18 protein-coding genes are annotated in these 15,345 nt (G+C 42.8%); 9 read left to right on the top strand and 9 right to left on the bottom strand.

Annotated elements, in window-relative coordinates; all coding sequences use genetic code 11:
- Positions 1-14 precede the first annotated feature (14 nt).
- On the bottom strand, positions 15-563 hold the full coding sequence (locus IO90_RS08100; protein WP_034965670.1) for a LuxR C-terminal-related transcriptional regulator: 549 nt from the start codon (positions 561-563) through the stop codon (positions 15-17).
- 16 nt (positions 564-579) lie between these two features.
- A complete protein-coding gene (locus IO90_RS08095; protein WP_034965668.1) occupies positions 580-834 on the bottom strand; it encodes a hypothetical protein in 255 nt (84 codons plus the stop codon).
- A 103-nt stretch (positions 835-937) separates the two neighbouring features.
- Here IO90_RS08095 and IO90_RS08090 point away from each other — a divergent pair, with 103 nt between their 5' ends.
- Positions 938-1,246 carry a hypothetical protein gene (locus IO90_RS08090; RefSeq protein WP_034965666.1) on the top strand — a complete coding sequence of 103 codons (309 nt, stop codon included), beginning with the start codon at positions 938-940 and terminating at the stop codon, positions 1,244-1,246.
- A gap of 433 nt (positions 1,247-1,679) precedes the next feature.
- On the opposite strand, the gene IO90_RS18605 is transcribed toward IO90_RS08090, so the two are convergent.
- Entirely contained in the window at positions 1,680-1,871 is a 192-nt protein-coding gene (locus tag IO90_RS18605; RefSeq protein WP_228374660.1) for a hypothetical protein, read from the bottom strand.
- A 250-nt stretch (positions 1,872-2,121) separates the two neighbouring features.
- Between IO90_RS18605 and IO90_RS08085 the strand changes: the two genes are divergently transcribed.
- The 4 genes from IO90_RS08085 to IO90_RS08070 are packed head-to-tail and all read left to right on the top strand — an operon-like array spanning position 2,122 to position 3,745.
- Entirely contained in the window at positions 2,122-2,874 is a 753-nt protein-coding gene (locus IO90_RS08085; RefSeq protein WP_034965665.1) for a hypothetical protein, read from the top strand.
- Positions 2,875-2,876: 2 nt separating this feature from the next.
- Complete coding sequence (locus IO90_RS08080) at positions 2,877-3,269, top strand: DUF5675 family protein (RefSeq protein ID WP_034965664.1); 393 nt, start codon at positions 2,877-2,879, stop codon at positions 3,267-3,269.
- A gap of 57 nt (positions 3,270-3,326) precedes the next feature.
- Positions 3,327-3,539 (top strand): hypothetical protein, encoded by a 213-nt coding sequence (locus IO90_RS08075; RefSeq protein ID WP_034965662.1) that lies wholly within the window; start codon positions 3,327-3,329, stop codon positions 3,537-3,539.
- 14 nt (positions 3,540-3,553) lie between these two features.
- Positions 3,554-3,745, top strand: coding sequence for a hypothetical protein (locus IO90_RS08070; RefSeq protein WP_034965660.1), 192 nt, complete (start codon positions 3,554-3,556; stop codon positions 3,743-3,745).
- Positions 3,746-4,379: 634 nt separating this feature from the next.
- Here the strand turns inward: IO90_RS08070 and IO90_RS08055 are convergent.
- The 4 genes from IO90_RS08055 to IO90_RS08040 all read right to left on the bottom strand — a co-directional run bounded on the left by IO90_RS08055 (position 4,380) and on the right by IO90_RS08040 (position 8,959).
- Positions 4,380-5,021, bottom strand: coding sequence for an AAA family ATPase (locus IO90_RS08055; protein WP_034965656.1), 642 nt, complete (start codon positions 5,019-5,021; stop codon positions 4,380-4,382).
- A gap of 104 nt (positions 5,022-5,125) precedes the next feature.
- Positions 5,126-5,956: a transcriptional regulator gene (locus tag IO90_RS08050; RefSeq protein ID WP_034965654.1), complete on the bottom strand. Its 831-nt coding sequence runs from the start codon at positions 5,954-5,956 to the stop codon at positions 5,126-5,128.
- A gap of 293 nt (positions 5,957-6,249) precedes the next feature.
- On the bottom strand, positions 6,250-7,098 hold the full coding sequence (locus IO90_RS08045; protein WP_034965653.1) for an RteC domain-containing protein: 849 nt from the start codon (positions 7,096-7,098) through the stop codon (positions 6,250-6,252).
- A gap of 160 nt (positions 7,099-7,258) precedes the next feature.
- Positions 7,259-8,959 (bottom strand): helix-turn-helix domain-containing protein, encoded by a 1,701-nt coding sequence (locus tag IO90_RS08040; RefSeq protein WP_034968722.1) that lies wholly within the window; start codon positions 8,957-8,959, stop codon positions 7,259-7,261.
- A gap of 272 nt (positions 8,960-9,231) precedes the next feature.
- On the opposite strand from IO90_RS08040, the gene IO90_RS08035 reads away from it, so the two are divergent.
- From IO90_RS08035 to IO90_RS08025, 4 genes are read left to right on the top strand one after another with little or no spacing between them, the layout of a single operon-like run.
- Positions 9,232-9,444, top strand: coding sequence for a hypothetical protein (locus IO90_RS08035; protein ID WP_034965652.1), 213 nt, complete (start codon positions 9,232-9,234; stop codon positions 9,442-9,444).
- Between the two features lie 24 nt (positions 9,445-9,468).
- Positions 9,469-9,639 (top strand): hypothetical protein, encoded by a 171-nt coding sequence (locus tag IO90_RS18980; RefSeq protein WP_165570254.1) that lies wholly within the window; start codon positions 9,469-9,471, stop codon positions 9,637-9,639.
- 12 nt (positions 9,640-9,651) lie between these two features.
- Entirely contained in the window at positions 9,652-11,181 is a 1,530-nt protein-coding gene (locus IO90_RS08030; protein WP_034965651.1) for a MauE/DoxX family redox-associated membrane protein, read from the top strand.
- 33 nt (positions 11,182-11,214) lie between these two features.
- Positions 11,215-11,490, top strand: coding sequence for a DUF6520 family protein (locus IO90_RS08025; RefSeq protein ID WP_034965650.1), 276 nt, complete (start codon positions 11,215-11,217; stop codon positions 11,488-11,490).
- 29 nt (positions 11,491-11,519) lie between these two features.
- Here the strand turns inward: IO90_RS08025 and IO90_RS08020 are convergent, their stop codons facing one another.
- Together IO90_RS08020 and IO90_RS08015 are read right to left on the bottom strand one after the other, a co-directional pair.
- Positions 11,520-13,973, bottom strand: coding sequence for an alpha/beta hydrolase family protein (locus tag IO90_RS08020; protein WP_081871790.1), 2,454 nt, complete (start codon positions 13,971-13,973; stop codon positions 11,520-11,522).
- Positions 13,963-15,342, bottom strand: coding sequence for a RagB/SusD family nutrient uptake outer membrane protein (locus IO90_RS08015; protein ID WP_034965647.1), 1,380 nt, complete (start codon positions 15,340-15,342; stop codon positions 13,963-13,965). The genes IO90_RS08020 and IO90_RS08015 overlap by 11 nt, the downstream gene beginning before the upstream one ends.
- Positions 15,343-15,345: the final 3 nt, after the last annotated feature.

Genomic DNA, 15,345 nt, shown 5'->3' with positions numbered 1-15,345 from the left:
GGTAAGGGAAAAAATTACAATAAGCCTTTCGCCATAAGGGTCGTCGCCGATTGTTGTTTGGTTTGGAAATTATATTTCTTGTAAATCTTCGTTTTCATTACGGTCAGTGTGCCATATGGGATGTTCATTTCTGACGCTATCGCTTCGTTCTTGGTGTTTCCGGAACAGTACCTAAGGATTTTCAGTTCTTGCTGTGAAACCTCCTTTCCGTTAATCAGTGGTGGTCTGCAGACAATGTTCTCGCCGATGCAATTGCCACGTTTCGAACATTCTCTATAATCGTGAGACGACTTGCCTTCCTTAAAATCGGGTTCAAAGTCCAATCCTCCAAATCTGCATTTTGCCAACAGCATCTGCTGTTGTGTTGGTTCTGGTCCGCAGAGTTGCGTAAGGACTGTTTTAAGTTTCCGGTCGTTGTCAATGACTTCTTGAAGTTCCGAATGATGTTCACGTTCTGTGAACTTTTTGACGACTCCATTTTGCAGGAAGTAAACTACGTCGTGCACTTGGAAATATTCTAAGGATTTGTCGAGCATCCCTGGATAGATTCTAGTTTTGGTCATAAGTTTAAAAATTATTTTAGTTTGATATCTCTTCTATCTGAGTTTTATTCAACAAAGCAATACGATAAAGTGCGGTGTAAATCTTACGATTGTTGATGCGCTTTGTCTTTACCAGACGAATGTATTCTTCCGATTTTTTGTCTTTTCCACGAAGAATTCTTTTACACTGCTTAGCGTAATTGCGGGGAAGCCATTCATAAATAAAATCGAAGGTTTCGCTAATATTCAAATGAATATTATCTGGAGCCTTAATTTTGCTTAAATTTGTCATCGTTATACTTTGTTATACATCGTTATATATTAGCAAATCTAACATATTGTTAGAAACCAAACAATATGTTAGATGTAATTTGTTGAATTTTTCACGTAACTCTATGGAAATCAGAGAGAAAATTTTATTGTATTTTACAAAAAACGATATATCCTTTACAGAAATCGGTAAAGAATTGGGGATAAGTGATGTTTCCGTTGGCCATTATCTGCACGGAAAAAGAAAAATGCCAATGGATTTTTTAGTTTGGTTTATCAGAAAATACAATCCAGACTTGAAAAGTTTATTTTACGAGGAAAACGAGAATATTGTTGCAGAGGAAAAAAATGTGTATTTCAGCAATAATGACAAAGCAGAAGTCATTTTAATAGAGATGAAAAGAATTTTAAAAAAGCACCTTGACACAAAGTAGATACAAATTTTTTATAACTTATTAATAATCAGTCACAATCTTTAGTCGAAATACTCCGGCACTGGGTACAAACAATGAAAGCAATCTATTGAAATCAATAGATTGCTTTTTTTTATCCTTGTTACTAGTCATTCTGTTTCCTTTATGAATGATCATCTTTATCATATCCAATCATATTCCCAATACCTTCGATCATCACCTTCTTCAATTAAGATGAATCAGTGCAAGTGATTGAAATGAATTGTTTTCCATCATATCCTAATTCATTTATAATACTTTCGACTATCGATGCAAAGACTTCCTGTCTAATTGCCCTTTTGTTTTTGCTTCGCATTTGATCCTATACAGACTAAAATTCAGGCTTCTTTTTGAACCGGTTTCCTGATCACATAAGAGAGTAAAAGAGATAAATAACTATATTTTCCTTTGAAACTTATCCGATGATAAGATGAGCCAACTGCTCGTATTTGATGCCTGAATAAGAGCAAAACTCTTCAATTGTCAGGAACTCGTTGGGGCGTTTGCTGAGATCTTTTCGGATCTTCTGCATCAATCGTGTACTCTGGCGATAACTTTTACCCGTTATCAGCTGTATGTCTTTCGGATAGATGCACACCCTGTTCATCTTCTTTTCCATACTCTATGTATGCCTTTGGTTCGGTTTATCTATTCTGATCTATGCAAGTTAAGAAATTTTCTGCAGGTCTTTTCTGATCATTCAAGACATCTGTGTCAATTCAGGACATCTGGAACACCCAAGGCTTTGACGGTCTATTTTTTAAGCTAAAATTTGCTGTAGAAATCAATCAAAACTGTTGCAACAAAAAAATGATTGAAGTGTAATCAAACCAATTTTAACTTAAATCTCAAAACAAATGGCAAGACAAAGAAGTATTATCAAACTAGGAGGCACCATCGGAGGCATCACCTTCTACAAATCCAAAGACGGCTACCTCGCTAGAGAGAAAGGTGGCGTATCTGCAGACAGGATCAGAAACGACCCAGCCTTCCAAAGAACCCGGGAAAACGGTGCTGAATTCGGGCGGGCCGGAAAGGCAGGCAAAGTGCTGAGAAATTCTATCCGTCACCTTTTGCAAAATATCAATGACAGCAAAATGGTGAGCAGGCTGACCAAGGAAATGGTAAAAGTAGTACAAATGGACACCACCAATCCGAGAGGTCTTAGAAACGTCATCGATGGCGAGGCGGAACTTCTGATCGGATTCGATTTCAATGCGAACGGGAAATTGGGAAACACCATCTACGCGCCGTGGGAAAACACATTGGACAGAGCAACAGGCGAAGCTGGGATATCCTTCCAACCGTTTGTCCCGACCCAGATGATCACCGCTCCCGGAGGAACCACCCATTTTAAACTCACTGCCGCCGCCATGGAAATCGATTTCGAAAACGAGACGTATGTGGCACCAAGCGGAGAGTCTGATGTAATTGCATGGGACAATCATCTTACAGCAGCACTAGATATCCCTTTGCAACTTACCGAAGATTCCACCCACCCGCTCTTTTTGGCTTTAGGTGTCGAATTCTACCAACAAGTCAACGGTGTGAACTACCCGCTGAAGAATGGCACCTACAATGCTTTGAAGCTCATTGACGTTATTGGCTAACCATGGAACTTGTGCTAAAAAGACAGTATTTCCCAACAGGAAGCAACGGCACTTTATCCGTCAACGGTCACAAGATCTGCCATACGATCGAATTGCCCTGGCGGGACAATCAAAAAAGAATCTCCTGCATTCCCGAAGGCACTTACCGTCTCAAGAAACGTTATAGCAGAAAATTCAAATGGCATCTGGAAGTGGTGAATGTCAAAAACAGAGCGCTGATCCTGTTTCATCCCGCCAATGATGCCCTGAAAGAACTGAATGGTTGCATTGCCCCGGTCTCTGAACTGACCGGTGAAGGAAAAGGCCTCCGATCGCGGATCGCCTTCGAACGACTAAAAGAAGTCATTTTTCCGTATCTGGAGAAAGGATATACGATAACATTAACCATTAAATAAGAGAAAAATCCTCCCTCAAACCCTAAAGGAAGGGATTTTTCCAATAAACCCCATATTATGAAAAAAGTAATAGATAGAATTCAGGAGCCCACTCCGAAATTCTTTAAAGTGATAAGAAATCTAGGTCTGCTTCTGACGGCAGTCAGTGGTGTGATCGCCACAGCTCCCATAGCACTACCTGCTGTTGTAATCACCACTGCGGGTTATCTCGCCGTTGCGGGCGGTATTGCCTCAGCCATCAGTCAAACCGCCATTCACAGGGATGATTAGCAAATGTATCAGCTATGCATTACGTGGATAACCCAACGAAAGTCAGTACTGCGTTTGGAACGGTGTTGACCATCTTTGTAAACATACACAGCGAAGACCTTATCAAGACCATCATATTGGCCTCGGTGGGTGGTATTTCCAGCTTTGTGGCGACCTTGATGGTCAAATCTCTTATCACAACCCTTAAAAACAAGTTTCAGAAATAAAGTTGTAGTGACTCTGGAACTACTGAGCCTCTCGTATCTCGAGAGGCTCTTGTTTTGAAACATATTAAAGAAAGGTTATGGGATGGAAATCAGCGATATCTTCTGGGCGCGAAAAACCACCTCCACCCGCTGGCGCGGGCACCCCTCCAGAGGAGGGGAATGAGAATTTTTCTGTATCGGATACATCTTACAAAAACCAAGTAAGGATGCCGAAGATAGATCCACGGTATGTTGGAGTTGCATGGTTTGTGAATTTTTCTTTTGAAATGCCTAAACTACAGTCATAAATTGCGAATCTGCGATGACTCCTGGGCGTGAAAAACCACCCCACCTGCTGGCGCTGGCACCCCTCCAGAGGAGGGGAATGGGATTTTTCTGTATCGGGTACATCTTACAAAAACCAAGTAAGTATGCAGAAGATAGATCTACCGCATCTGGAGTTGCAAATCGTTACATCAGAAAAATCCTTCCCCCGACCCTAAAGGGAGGGATTTTTCCTGTAGGTCTCAAATTATGAGAAATTTTCTATCAAATACAATTTACATAAATAAAGTAATTGTAATTCCGGAACCAATGGGCCACTCAAAACATGAGCGTCTCTTTTCTTGAGAAGAATTAATACAAAGTTCTGTTTTTACCTCCGTTTATCTTCTGAGGTTTCCTCGTATCCAAAAAGATTAAACATTTCTCTCATTCTTGAACGAAGGCGATTGCCATATTGGGATTCTATTTCGGTGGCCGACAAGTTGGTTGTAATGTGCGTGATGACCCCTTTTTCCTTAAATAAGTCATAGCGCGTCAAAAGGATCTCCGCCATTACATTGCAGTCGTTGCCAAAGTATTTTGAAGTGGTCTCTGTCCCAAGGTCATCGAAACAGTACGATTTCGGAGATCGCACATCGTGGCTAACATTCCCCCTGGAATACTTTTCCAAAATTTCGTAGCCCGATTGCATAAACTCTGAAACCACCTGGCGCGTGGAAATGATCCGGAAGTTCTTTCTTTTTGTGGGAAAACTTTGCATCAGATTAAAAAGTGTCGTCTTACCACAGCCAATAGGACCACTGAGAAGAATACCTTTTCCGAGGTCAATTTCCATTTTTTCCGCAACAGGCCCATCTTCCAAAAACCACGCAAGGATTCGGAAGATGATGCCACGTTCGCTTTCCGGAATTTGGAATTTTTTGCCTAAAACCTTTTCACCATTTCGGACAAGGTGGGAAATGACAGCCTGATAGTCGTAGGACATTTGGATTGATTCGTGCGGGAGTTTCATGTTTTTGGATTTAGATACTTGAAAAACCACCCCACCCGCTGGCGCGGGCACCTCTCCAGAGGAGGGGAATTGGCAGGAGCTGGAAGTGGTGGATGGGGGGAAGTTCATAATTTTTCCTGGTATGATTTGTTGACGGAGGCGGTGAGGTTGCTGGGTCTGATGTTATTGGTGACACTCTGAACGGGAGGTGAAGCGTTGAATTTTTTTGAATTCAGCATCCAATTTCTGGCGGCCGCCTGCCAATTTTTCATTTTGGATTTTCCGCCGACCAGCCAGCCGTTGCTTGAAAAGTAATTGTAGAACTTTTCAGCTTCGATCCCAGGGCAATCTTGGTGTTGGAAATAGGCGTGAACCTCTGAAAGTTCAGGTTGTGTAAAAGCCCTATCTCTATCAGGTCCCTTCTTTTCTCCGGGTATGTTTTCATTTGCTTCTCCATTTTCCTTTTCTGAAAATTTTTGAACTGCCCCAACCCCATTTATTTCATTTGAATTATTTGTCTTGTTTGTACTGTTTATAGAATATACCAATGCCTGTCCAGTGCCTGTCCCATCACTTGAACAAGGGTTGTTCGAGTCTTGTTCATCGACCGATTCAGAAAAAAGTTCATTTTTTGTCCTGGTCTGCCTTGGAACAGGTTTGAGCTCCCCAGCAAAATCAAACATCACGACGTGGCTTCCCCTGAATGGATTGTAGGATGGCTGATAATCTATGTAGCCCAGCGCATGCAAATTCTTGAGACACTTGTGGTAGGTTGCCTTTGAGCTGATCTTGCTGATCCGCATCACCTCATCTCTCGAAATACTAATCGGATTCCTGAACCGGTTGAAATTCCAGAACTGGAACAAGGCAATGTACAGACTAATGTGCGTAGGATTAAGTGTTTTTTCGTCAGCTACTTTTTCGAAGAAGCCGGTGAGGTGTTTGATGTAGTTCATGATGGAGGATGAATGATGGTTGATAAATGATAATTGATAATTGATGGAAGATGGAGGTTGGAGGTTGGAGGTTGGAGGTTGGAAGTTCGAGGATTTAAATTTATATTTTATAATATCTATTTATGGGGCATTCATATTGGTAGGTTTTGTTGTGATTTGATAAAGCAAATTTTGAAAATATAGGCGACATTATTTCGGTAGGTCTTCGGTAGTACCGAACGATTCTTTTAAAAAGCCTATGAACACGCCATTTGTGGATGAGATGTGGAAAATGATGGTATAAAAAAACACCGTTAAAAATCGGTGTCCAAGAATAGTTGTTCGAGATTTTGCTGCAGGTGCTGCAGAAATTTTGTCCGGTTGCTTTTGCGCGCCTTAATTTCGGCAATCACCTTATGGAAATTATGGAGATCCACCTCCAGCAACTGCTCAAAGACCTTGGTGGTCTCACTCAGATCCAGCGTTCCGGCATTAAAGCAGCGACAGTGGTGCAAGGCATAGATCAATTCGATCAAAGCCACCTTGGGCGCGGTCCATTTCAATGTGTTTTTCGGAATGGTTTGCTGTTCCTCCCCTATTTCCAATGCCTTAAGCCTAGCCATCAGAAAATTTATCATATCATCATTAGCGATGATCTTTGCGACCTGGTGGTCATAAAAAGTTGTAAAGCCGTCGTCGAAGCTGTACAAATGATCCGGCAACCTCATCTTCAGGTCGTAGGCGTTGCGTACAAAATACTTCTGATCCAGGTACGTTGCCCCTCTTTTGAAGTAATTGTAAAACTCAATGTAGCCCAAGTAATCTTCATTAAGCTTTGCCATTCTGTTCTCATAAAACTTTTTGATGGCTTTTTTGCCAGATCTGGGTCTTAGAGATTCGATTTCCAAAATCTGATTGTAGTAGAGATATTTCGATATGAATTTCGGCTTGAGATCCCTGAAGAAACAAACCTCATCCGCCATCGAATCAAACTGATGTCTGATCACCTGTGCTTTTAGTTTCCTAACGTGTCCATCAATCAACATCAGGCATTGCTCAGCTGTTACCAGCCGGTCTTCCTGTTGCTGATCAATCTCCGACAATGAACGCTCCATCCGTTCATACTCTTTCTCTACCCTTCTCAAAAAATTGTTTGTTACCATGTCTGTTTTTTGAGATAATTTACGAAGAAAGTGGAAAATGGGTGTTGGGTAAGGGAGGTGGGAGATTGATGAATGTGCGTTTTAGGGTTTGAGAGTTCGAGGGGTTTAGAGTTTGAGGGTTTGGAAATGAGGGTTTGGGAGCTGGGGGATGAAAGAGGTATTAATTTTGTAATTCCTGTTTTCTTTTGCGGATGTAATCTGTGGGGCGAATGCCATTGATCTCAAAAAAGAGGTCGGAGAAATGCTGTCGGGATGCCATGCCACATTCTGAGGCCAAGGCCTTTATGTTATAATTGAGATACTTCTTTTCGGTATTCATCAAGTGGGTGATATAGCTAATTCTCAGATCATTGATATAGCGGTTGAAATTAACCCCTTTGTTCTCATTGATGTAAGTTGACAAATATTGGGTATTGGTCCCAAACCTGGTTGCAAGCTTCGAGAGTGACAGACCCGGCTTCGTATATCCTTTTGACTCTTCGAAATCCCTGATCTTTGCATCAAAATCCCTATTCTTCTCCTGACTCAAGACCGTTTTCCTGGAAAGGTCATTGGAAACCACAGGTTCCAGCGGTTCCAGAGCATCCGTACGAAGCTTCTGCTGCAACAGCCCATACTGCACGGTTACCCTTTTCTCTTTTCTGTAATGGAAGATCAGCAACAGCAATAACACCAATGCTACCAGCGAAGACAGCACTCCATACAGAACCTTATAACGACCAGATACCTCCAGTCTTTCCTTCTCATCCAACAGCATCTTTGTATCATACTCCTTGTGGATCTTACCCGACAGATAGCTGAAGTCTCTCGTGATCAAACTATCTGCCCTCAAGAGCTGATCTGTGTAATACAACTGTTTTCTCAAATCCCCCTGCTGCCTGTAATGCTTTATCAGATATTCGTAAGCAGGACGGAGCTCCGGCAGCATAAAGGCGTGCCGGTTGAAAATCGAATCTACCTGCTGAAAATATGCCATTGCCCTGCCCTGCTCCTTGAGCTGTACATAATTTTTTGCCAAGTAATAATCAACAACCGATGCCCAGGCAAAATCGCCTGCCCTGCGAATGGCAGGGAGCGATGCCTCCAACGATGAGATGCTCTGGCTATTTTTGGCATTATAAAACTCAGAAATTCCCAGGCATTTTTTAAAATACGCGTTCTCCACCTCAAAATCAAGATCCTTTCCTGTCAGTTCAAGCCCCAGACCCAAAAGGCTGTCCGATCTTTTGAAATCTCTCTGATAGCGATAGCAAACCAACAATTGATGCAGGCTTTTGTAATAACCTCTCCTATCATTGTACAGCTGGTTGGGATGCCCCGACCTTTCGGACTGCGCCCTATAATACGCCGCACATTCCAAGAAATGACCTTCTGCCTCATCGTAGTAGCCCAGATAGGACTTTACCACTCCTATGTGGTAAATCACTTTGTGCCGCAGGTATTCATCTTTAATTTTTTGCGCGTGGTCATAGGCCGTGAGATATTCATTGAGCGCCAACCTGTACTTCCGAAAATTGAAATAATAAATAATCCCCTTTCCCAGGTATGCACTGGTGATATAACTATCGTTTTTTGTCAGTAATGCCACAGCGATCGTGCTATCTGCATATCTTAACTTCGTGGCCTCGGAAGGCGTGAACATTACGGCATCCTTGTAGGCCTGATACAAGTGGGCATTGCTTCCATTTCTCTTCGCAAGACCAATGTATCGGTAAACGTAAGGTAGCGCGAAACTGTCATTTTTCTTCTTGAACTCGTAGTGTCTGCGGATATTCTGGTAATCGTCCGATCCAGAGTGCCGGGCATGAAACCAGCTGAAAAATAGCAGAGCCCATATCATCAGTAATTTTTGATTCTTCACAGTCTGTGTTTTTTGTATTGAAATCAATCAAATTTAATCAATATGACACAAAAATGAAAGATTACACAAACATAAATGAATAAAAACACACAAAACCAATGCATAACGCAATATGGCAACATTATTTGTCGTCAAAATTTATAAATCTGGCCGTCCAGATTTATAAATCCCTACGCCAAGCGCTTGCCACAAGCTCTTAAGCCTTCTACATTTGACAAAGAATTCTAATCATTAACATCCGGCCGGATCAACTTTTTAAAACATTCAACCTTATGAAAAAGTTCATCCTATTTGCAATCATCCTCGCTTTTGGCATCACGACCCAACAATGCCGTGAGCATGACAACCCCGAAGTTTCTGCCATACCAAAACTTAACAAAAGAGCAACCGACAGTATCCAAGACCCATCGAACAGCCATCGCGACCTATGGGAACTGGACCCCGACCCACCCGTAAGAGACGGCCAAGACTGGAAACAACCTTAGCAATAACAAAAAACACATCCATCTATGAACCCCAATTACTCTACCCAATTATGCACGACCGGCAACATCTGTCCCGTGAGTGGGATCTGGGAAAGCATCGGGAACTTCAAAACGACATGCCTTGTTTCGCAGGGAAATAGAATGCCTTACTACTGCAATCAAAAAACCATCTGGATGCTTGTGCGGATCGGATAAAAAGAGAACGATATGAAAACAACTCTCATTTCAATACTGACCAAGGTGACGACCTACTTTTTTATATTGCTGTTCACGTATGCGTCTGTGAGCAAAATCCTTGATTTTGAAAATTTCCAGGTTCAAATAGCGCAGTCACCGTTGCTCAGTTCTTATGCCAATCAGGTGTCGTATGGCGTGGTTATACTGGAGCTTGTGATCGTCGTTCTCCTCACTGTACCAAAATTCCGGCTCACAGGTCTCTATGCTTCTTTTGGTCTCATGTGTGCGTTTACTGCGTACATCTACCTTATTTTGAATCATAGTGATTTTGTGCCTTGTTCCTGTGGTGGTATCCTTGAAAAGATGGGATGGACGGAACATCTGTTTTTTAATATTGCATGTGTGTTGGTGGCCGCGTTATCTGTTCTCTCTTTGAAACAAGAAGAAAGAAAAAAAGATAAAGATGTCAGACCATTCCTTTTGATGCAATGTTCTCTATTACTAGGTATCTTTATCGCCAGTTCGCTTGTGGTGATCTCCCTTTTCTTTTCTTCGGAACAGATCATCAAAAAGGAGAACAATTTTACCAGAAGGTTTCCACACCAGCCCATCCTCCAAGATCAAGTACTGAACCTTGAAACCGACTCCTACTATTTTGCAGGCGCAAATAAAAATGGAATTTATCTAGCCAACAAGACTTCGCCATTTCATATACTGAGGGTCAGCAATGATCTTTCAAACATGGAGAGGCTGTCGGTCACGCCAGAGGGTAACCATACTTACAAGGCACTGACATATCAAATAAGACGAAACGATATCTATGGTTTTGACGGAACGGTTCCAGTCATCTACAAAGGATTGCTTTCCACTAATGTACAACTTCAGACCATAAGCCTTGGTGATGCGTACTATAACCAAGTGATAGCAAGATCACCAGTCCGATTTGCTTTGCGCACAAATGTAGGGTCGTCTCAGAAAAATGTGCTCGCAATACTGGATCTGGGGTCAAAACCAGAGTTGCAACTCCAGGAGCACATCTTGAGCCGTGAAAAAGACAATTGGTTTGACAGCGATGGAAGATTACTCTATGATGAGCAGAGAGATGAGCTGTACTATATGTTCTACCACCGGAATCAAATCCTGAAAATGGATGACCAGCTAAGGCTTATAGGCCAAGGCAAAACGATCGACACCACTTCAGATTCAAGAATCAAGACCCGTCAACTGACTGACGGTTCTGTAAAAATGAGCCATGCACCAACCATGGTGAATTACACGATGGCCATCCACAATGGGCTCATATTTAACAGGTCTGCACTTATCGGCAGATCGGAGCCAAAGGAAATGTGGAAGAAGGCATCGATCATTGATGTCTACAAGACCAACTCATTCGACTATTGGGGCAGTTTCTATGTACTTCACCGCAGCGGAAGATCGCTGTCCCAAATGCTTGTTACCGACCAATACCTCTACGCATTGGTCGGAGATCATCTTGTCCGTTATCGACCTGCAAGGTCTCTGATGGAAGAGATAAACAGGGGAAATGCTGAAAAACCTTAAACAGAGTAAGCATAAATTTTTAAAATTATCATTATGAACAATTTAAAGAAAGCCATCTTGCCAGTTGTTATTGGTATGTTGGGAATTGGGACCGCTTATGCCCATCAAGTAGAAAAAGAAGCAAGATCAACCACTATCCAAGGATATCTTTTCAGACCAAATGAAGCCATACCTTGTCAAGCAGTTTCAAAAATGTGTGATAATGCCGGTTCCTATGAATGCACCGTAGCCGGTCCAGGTACGGAAAGCCTGCATTATATCAGTGGCACCAGTTGCCCTGACGTATTAAGAAACAGCGTACCTAACTAAAAAAAGCTGCCCCAGGAATGGGGCAGTTTTCAATTGTCCATTTTCTGGATCCAATCTTTTTTCACATCTTTCAAATGGTGATCCAACCAATCGTATATACGGCCGTACAAATCGATCCTATTCTCGATCTTGCTTATCGTATGACCATCTTCCGGATAAAAGAGAGCCGTGACCTTTTTGTTGTTTCGACGCAAGGCCAAATAAAACTCCATACTTTGATCCCAAATAATATTGTCATCCTTTTTGCCTGCCCATAACAAAATGGGTCTTTTGACGTTTTCCGCGTGATAGACAGGACTGCTCTCGATATATAGCTCTTTATTGCTGGCAAATGGACCAGGCATACGGTACTGCCCATCCTCAAACTGCCAGAAAAAAGGACTCTTAAAATTATAGTTGAAAGAATTGAAAGATCTTACCAGATCGCTATTGCCCGCACCTGAGACAAACGTCGCAAATCGATCAGAACGGGTTGCTATGAAGCTGGTCTCGTAACCTCCGTGCGAATGCCCTATCAATGCCACTCTTGAAAAATCGATGAAATCGTACTTTTGAAGAGCATCCAACTGGGCATCAACACAGTCCAATGCTGAAAACCCCGCACCTCTCGCGCCATAGACAATACTCGGTAGAAACACAAAATATCCATTTTCAACAAGATGACGCCCGTTGATCCCCTCTGTGGAACCAAACATCCCGTCAACCAAGTACTTGTTGCTCTCGAATGTCTGCGATTCATAAATAGCCGTCACCATGGGGTATTTTTTATTTTTGTCAAAATCCAATGGATAGATCAGTACTCCGACCACCTCTTTCCCCTCCGAATTGTAGGCCGTGATTTTCTCAGACCTAATTCCTGTGGCCTTTTGATCTTGTTTCTTTGAATCATACACAAGAGCCGACTGCTTGCTCTTCCACCATATCTGTGGGGGCATGTTGACATTGCTGCGTGTATAGATCAAACTCGAGCCGTCATTTATTACCTCAAGGTCACCAATATAATCTTCTGTTGGTGGCATCAGGATCTCCAACCTTCCTTTATAATAACTTGCTATGGCGGTCATATTGCCCGACCTGTTCCATAATTGGACATACAGCTTTTTACCATGGTCAAAATTGGTCCTGTTGATGTTGGAGCCGGGACTGATAGGAACATAGTTGTCAGAAATGATACGACTTCTGTATCCTTTGGGAACAGTTAGATCACGAAGCTTTCCAGACCCTGTATTGTATTCTGTAAGGCTATTTTCGTTTTCAAACAGCAAAATTTTGCCATCGTTTGAAAAATAGGCCGCCCGAGCAGTTTTCAATGGGATTTTTACTTCTGCCTTTGTTTCGACGTCGATCAGCCACCACACGTCATTCTTGAGCGTGGCAAGGTATTTCCCCGTCGGGTCGGCGTAAACGACACTTCCTGTATCAGCAAGCAGTTCCTGCTTTTTCGACGCAATATCATAACGGTACAGGGTGAATGGCGGAAGCTTTTTTGTGTAGTCACGGTGCTTCAGCGGATCGAAGGCCAACACATATTTCTTACTTCCATTGTGAAAGAAGCGTGTGGATTCCGGATCTTCTAGTTTTATAACCTTATTTTCATAAGGATTCCACAATACAAAAACATTTCCCCCTTTATCGTAGGTATGCTCAATGATATAATTGTCATTGCCGTACCAGATCTCTACGGCGCTTCTATCCTTGGGAGTGGTCTTGACGATCAAATCCATGAAGATCTGACCTTTGACTATCTGCACAGGCTTCTGCATGAGACAGGAAATACCGGTAAGCGATGGATGCTCCAATTTTGCCTGATGGTTTTCCAGAATATCGATGAAATGAACATCATTTTGCTTTTCCACCAATTCAAAGACAATGTAAGCGTATGGTGAGAGTTGAAAAACATCCAATTTCTCGTTTTTCGATTCGAAGATCAGAGTGCTTGATCTTTCTGTCAGCTGATGTAACTGGTACTGCAAGTCATGTTTTCTGGTGTAAAATAGATTTCCTTCCTTATTGTGGACACTATGGACATCCTGTACAGTCCGCACCAGATTGCCTCTGTCATCAACGACCTGAAGCAAATGATCTTTCAGTACCAAAATTAAGTTGAGGTCTTTCGAATACTCCGCCCCTTGAATATCTTCCCATCTGATCTTTTGAAGGGAAGGCAACAGCACCAGTTCTGCATTCTTTGTATTCCTGACAAAAAAATTTCCAGTTTTGGTAAATGCTGATCGAATCGTCTTGGGAAAGTCCAACAAAACAGAATCACTTCCATTGGCAGCTACCAGCGCAACCGTATCGGTACTTTGCTGATAGGCCTTGTTGAAAGCAACATGCTTCCGATCGTCAGACATCTGCAGGTCTTGTATCTTGTAGTATCTATTCCTGAATTTTTCAGGAATGTTATTTTGCCCCCAGATAGCCGTCGACATCCACAACATAGAGAAGGCATACAGAAATCGCCACTTCATATTAGTAACCATTGTTCTGGGGATTTAGATTGGGGTTCAAAGAAAGCTCTGAAACGGGCAAAGGCCATAAAGCATGAAATGATTTCCAATTAGGTTTTGCAATGGAAAGCATCTCTAGTTTGCCACTTCTTTTCAGGTGAAGAAAGCGGATGCCCCTTTCCGTGAAAAATTCTCTCCGTGACTCGTTCAGGACCTCGGTCTTGAGGTCTTCCACGGAAATATTTGTCTGCAATGCAGGAAGACCCGCCTTGAGGCGCACGGGATTTAAATAGGCCAATGACTGAAGTACTTTTCCCTGCTCGGCATGCGCCTGCGCCAAAAGCAGATAGGCCTCTTCCAGACGGAAGACCACGGAGCATTCATCATTGTTCTGACTGATGGTCTTGTACTTGTTGATCTTGTAGTAGGTGCGCTGGCCACTGTTGACCTTCTCAAACCATTTTTGCAATCTGAGATCTTGTGGCTCAAAACTGGAGATCAGATCTTGCGAGGCAGCATAGTCCCTAGGATCACTTGAATAAAAATAGTAAAGCATTGCCTCCGGCGTCGCATTACCTGCTATGACAGGCTTCAGTTGGAAAATGATATTGCCACTTTCCTTTTTGAATGTTCGCGCAATATCGGGCTGCCATGTGTACATCGGACTTTGCACCACACGCCCAAGAAGTGCCTCTGCGTCTGACCATTTGCCCTGCCGGCTATAGACCAGAGCGAGAGACAGCTCTGCCGTCTTCCTGTTGACAAAAATCCGTTCGGGATTGCGGTAGTTGTCCTCCAGCATTGTGACAGCCTCCACCAGATCGAGCGAGATGTTATCGAGGACCTCATCTGCCGATGTCTTGGTAAGCGACTGGTTGACGGCATAGTCTGTGACGGTGGTGTACGGGACATCGCCAAAGATCTGGGACAGATAGAAATAGATGATGCTTCGAAGGACCATCGCCTCCCCTTTGATCCTCTTTGCATCGCTTGCAGGAATAGCAACGGATCTTCCGATACCGGCAATAATGGCATTTGCCATATAGATCTCCTTGTAGGCATTCGTCCAAACGGCGTTCACCGCAGTGTTGGAAGGCGTCTGAATATTATTGTATAGATCTGTCGCCGCATTTGTGGCATTGATATTATAACCATCCAGATCATCTGCGTAGCTACCCAGCAGCGCGCCTGCCCCAAAGTTGCCACCACTAAGCAGAGAAGACATCTGCATCTCCGTGTAGAGTGCACTAAGTGCGCTTTGCGCAGTTGCCGTCGAAGAAAAGACCTGTTGCGTATTCAACTGGTTGGTGGGATCCTCCACTTCTACGAGCTTCTCGCAGGATGTGAACAGCAGGGTCAGTGAACCCAGCAAGCATCGTTTGTAAATAGATAAAGTTTTCATTTT

The organism is Chryseobacterium sp. FH1 (assembly GCF_000735135.1).
GTDB lineage: Bacteria > Bacteroidota > Bacteroidia > Flavobacteriales > Weeksellaceae > Epilithonimonas.
This window is presented reverse-complemented; position numbering and strand designations above follow the sequence as displayed.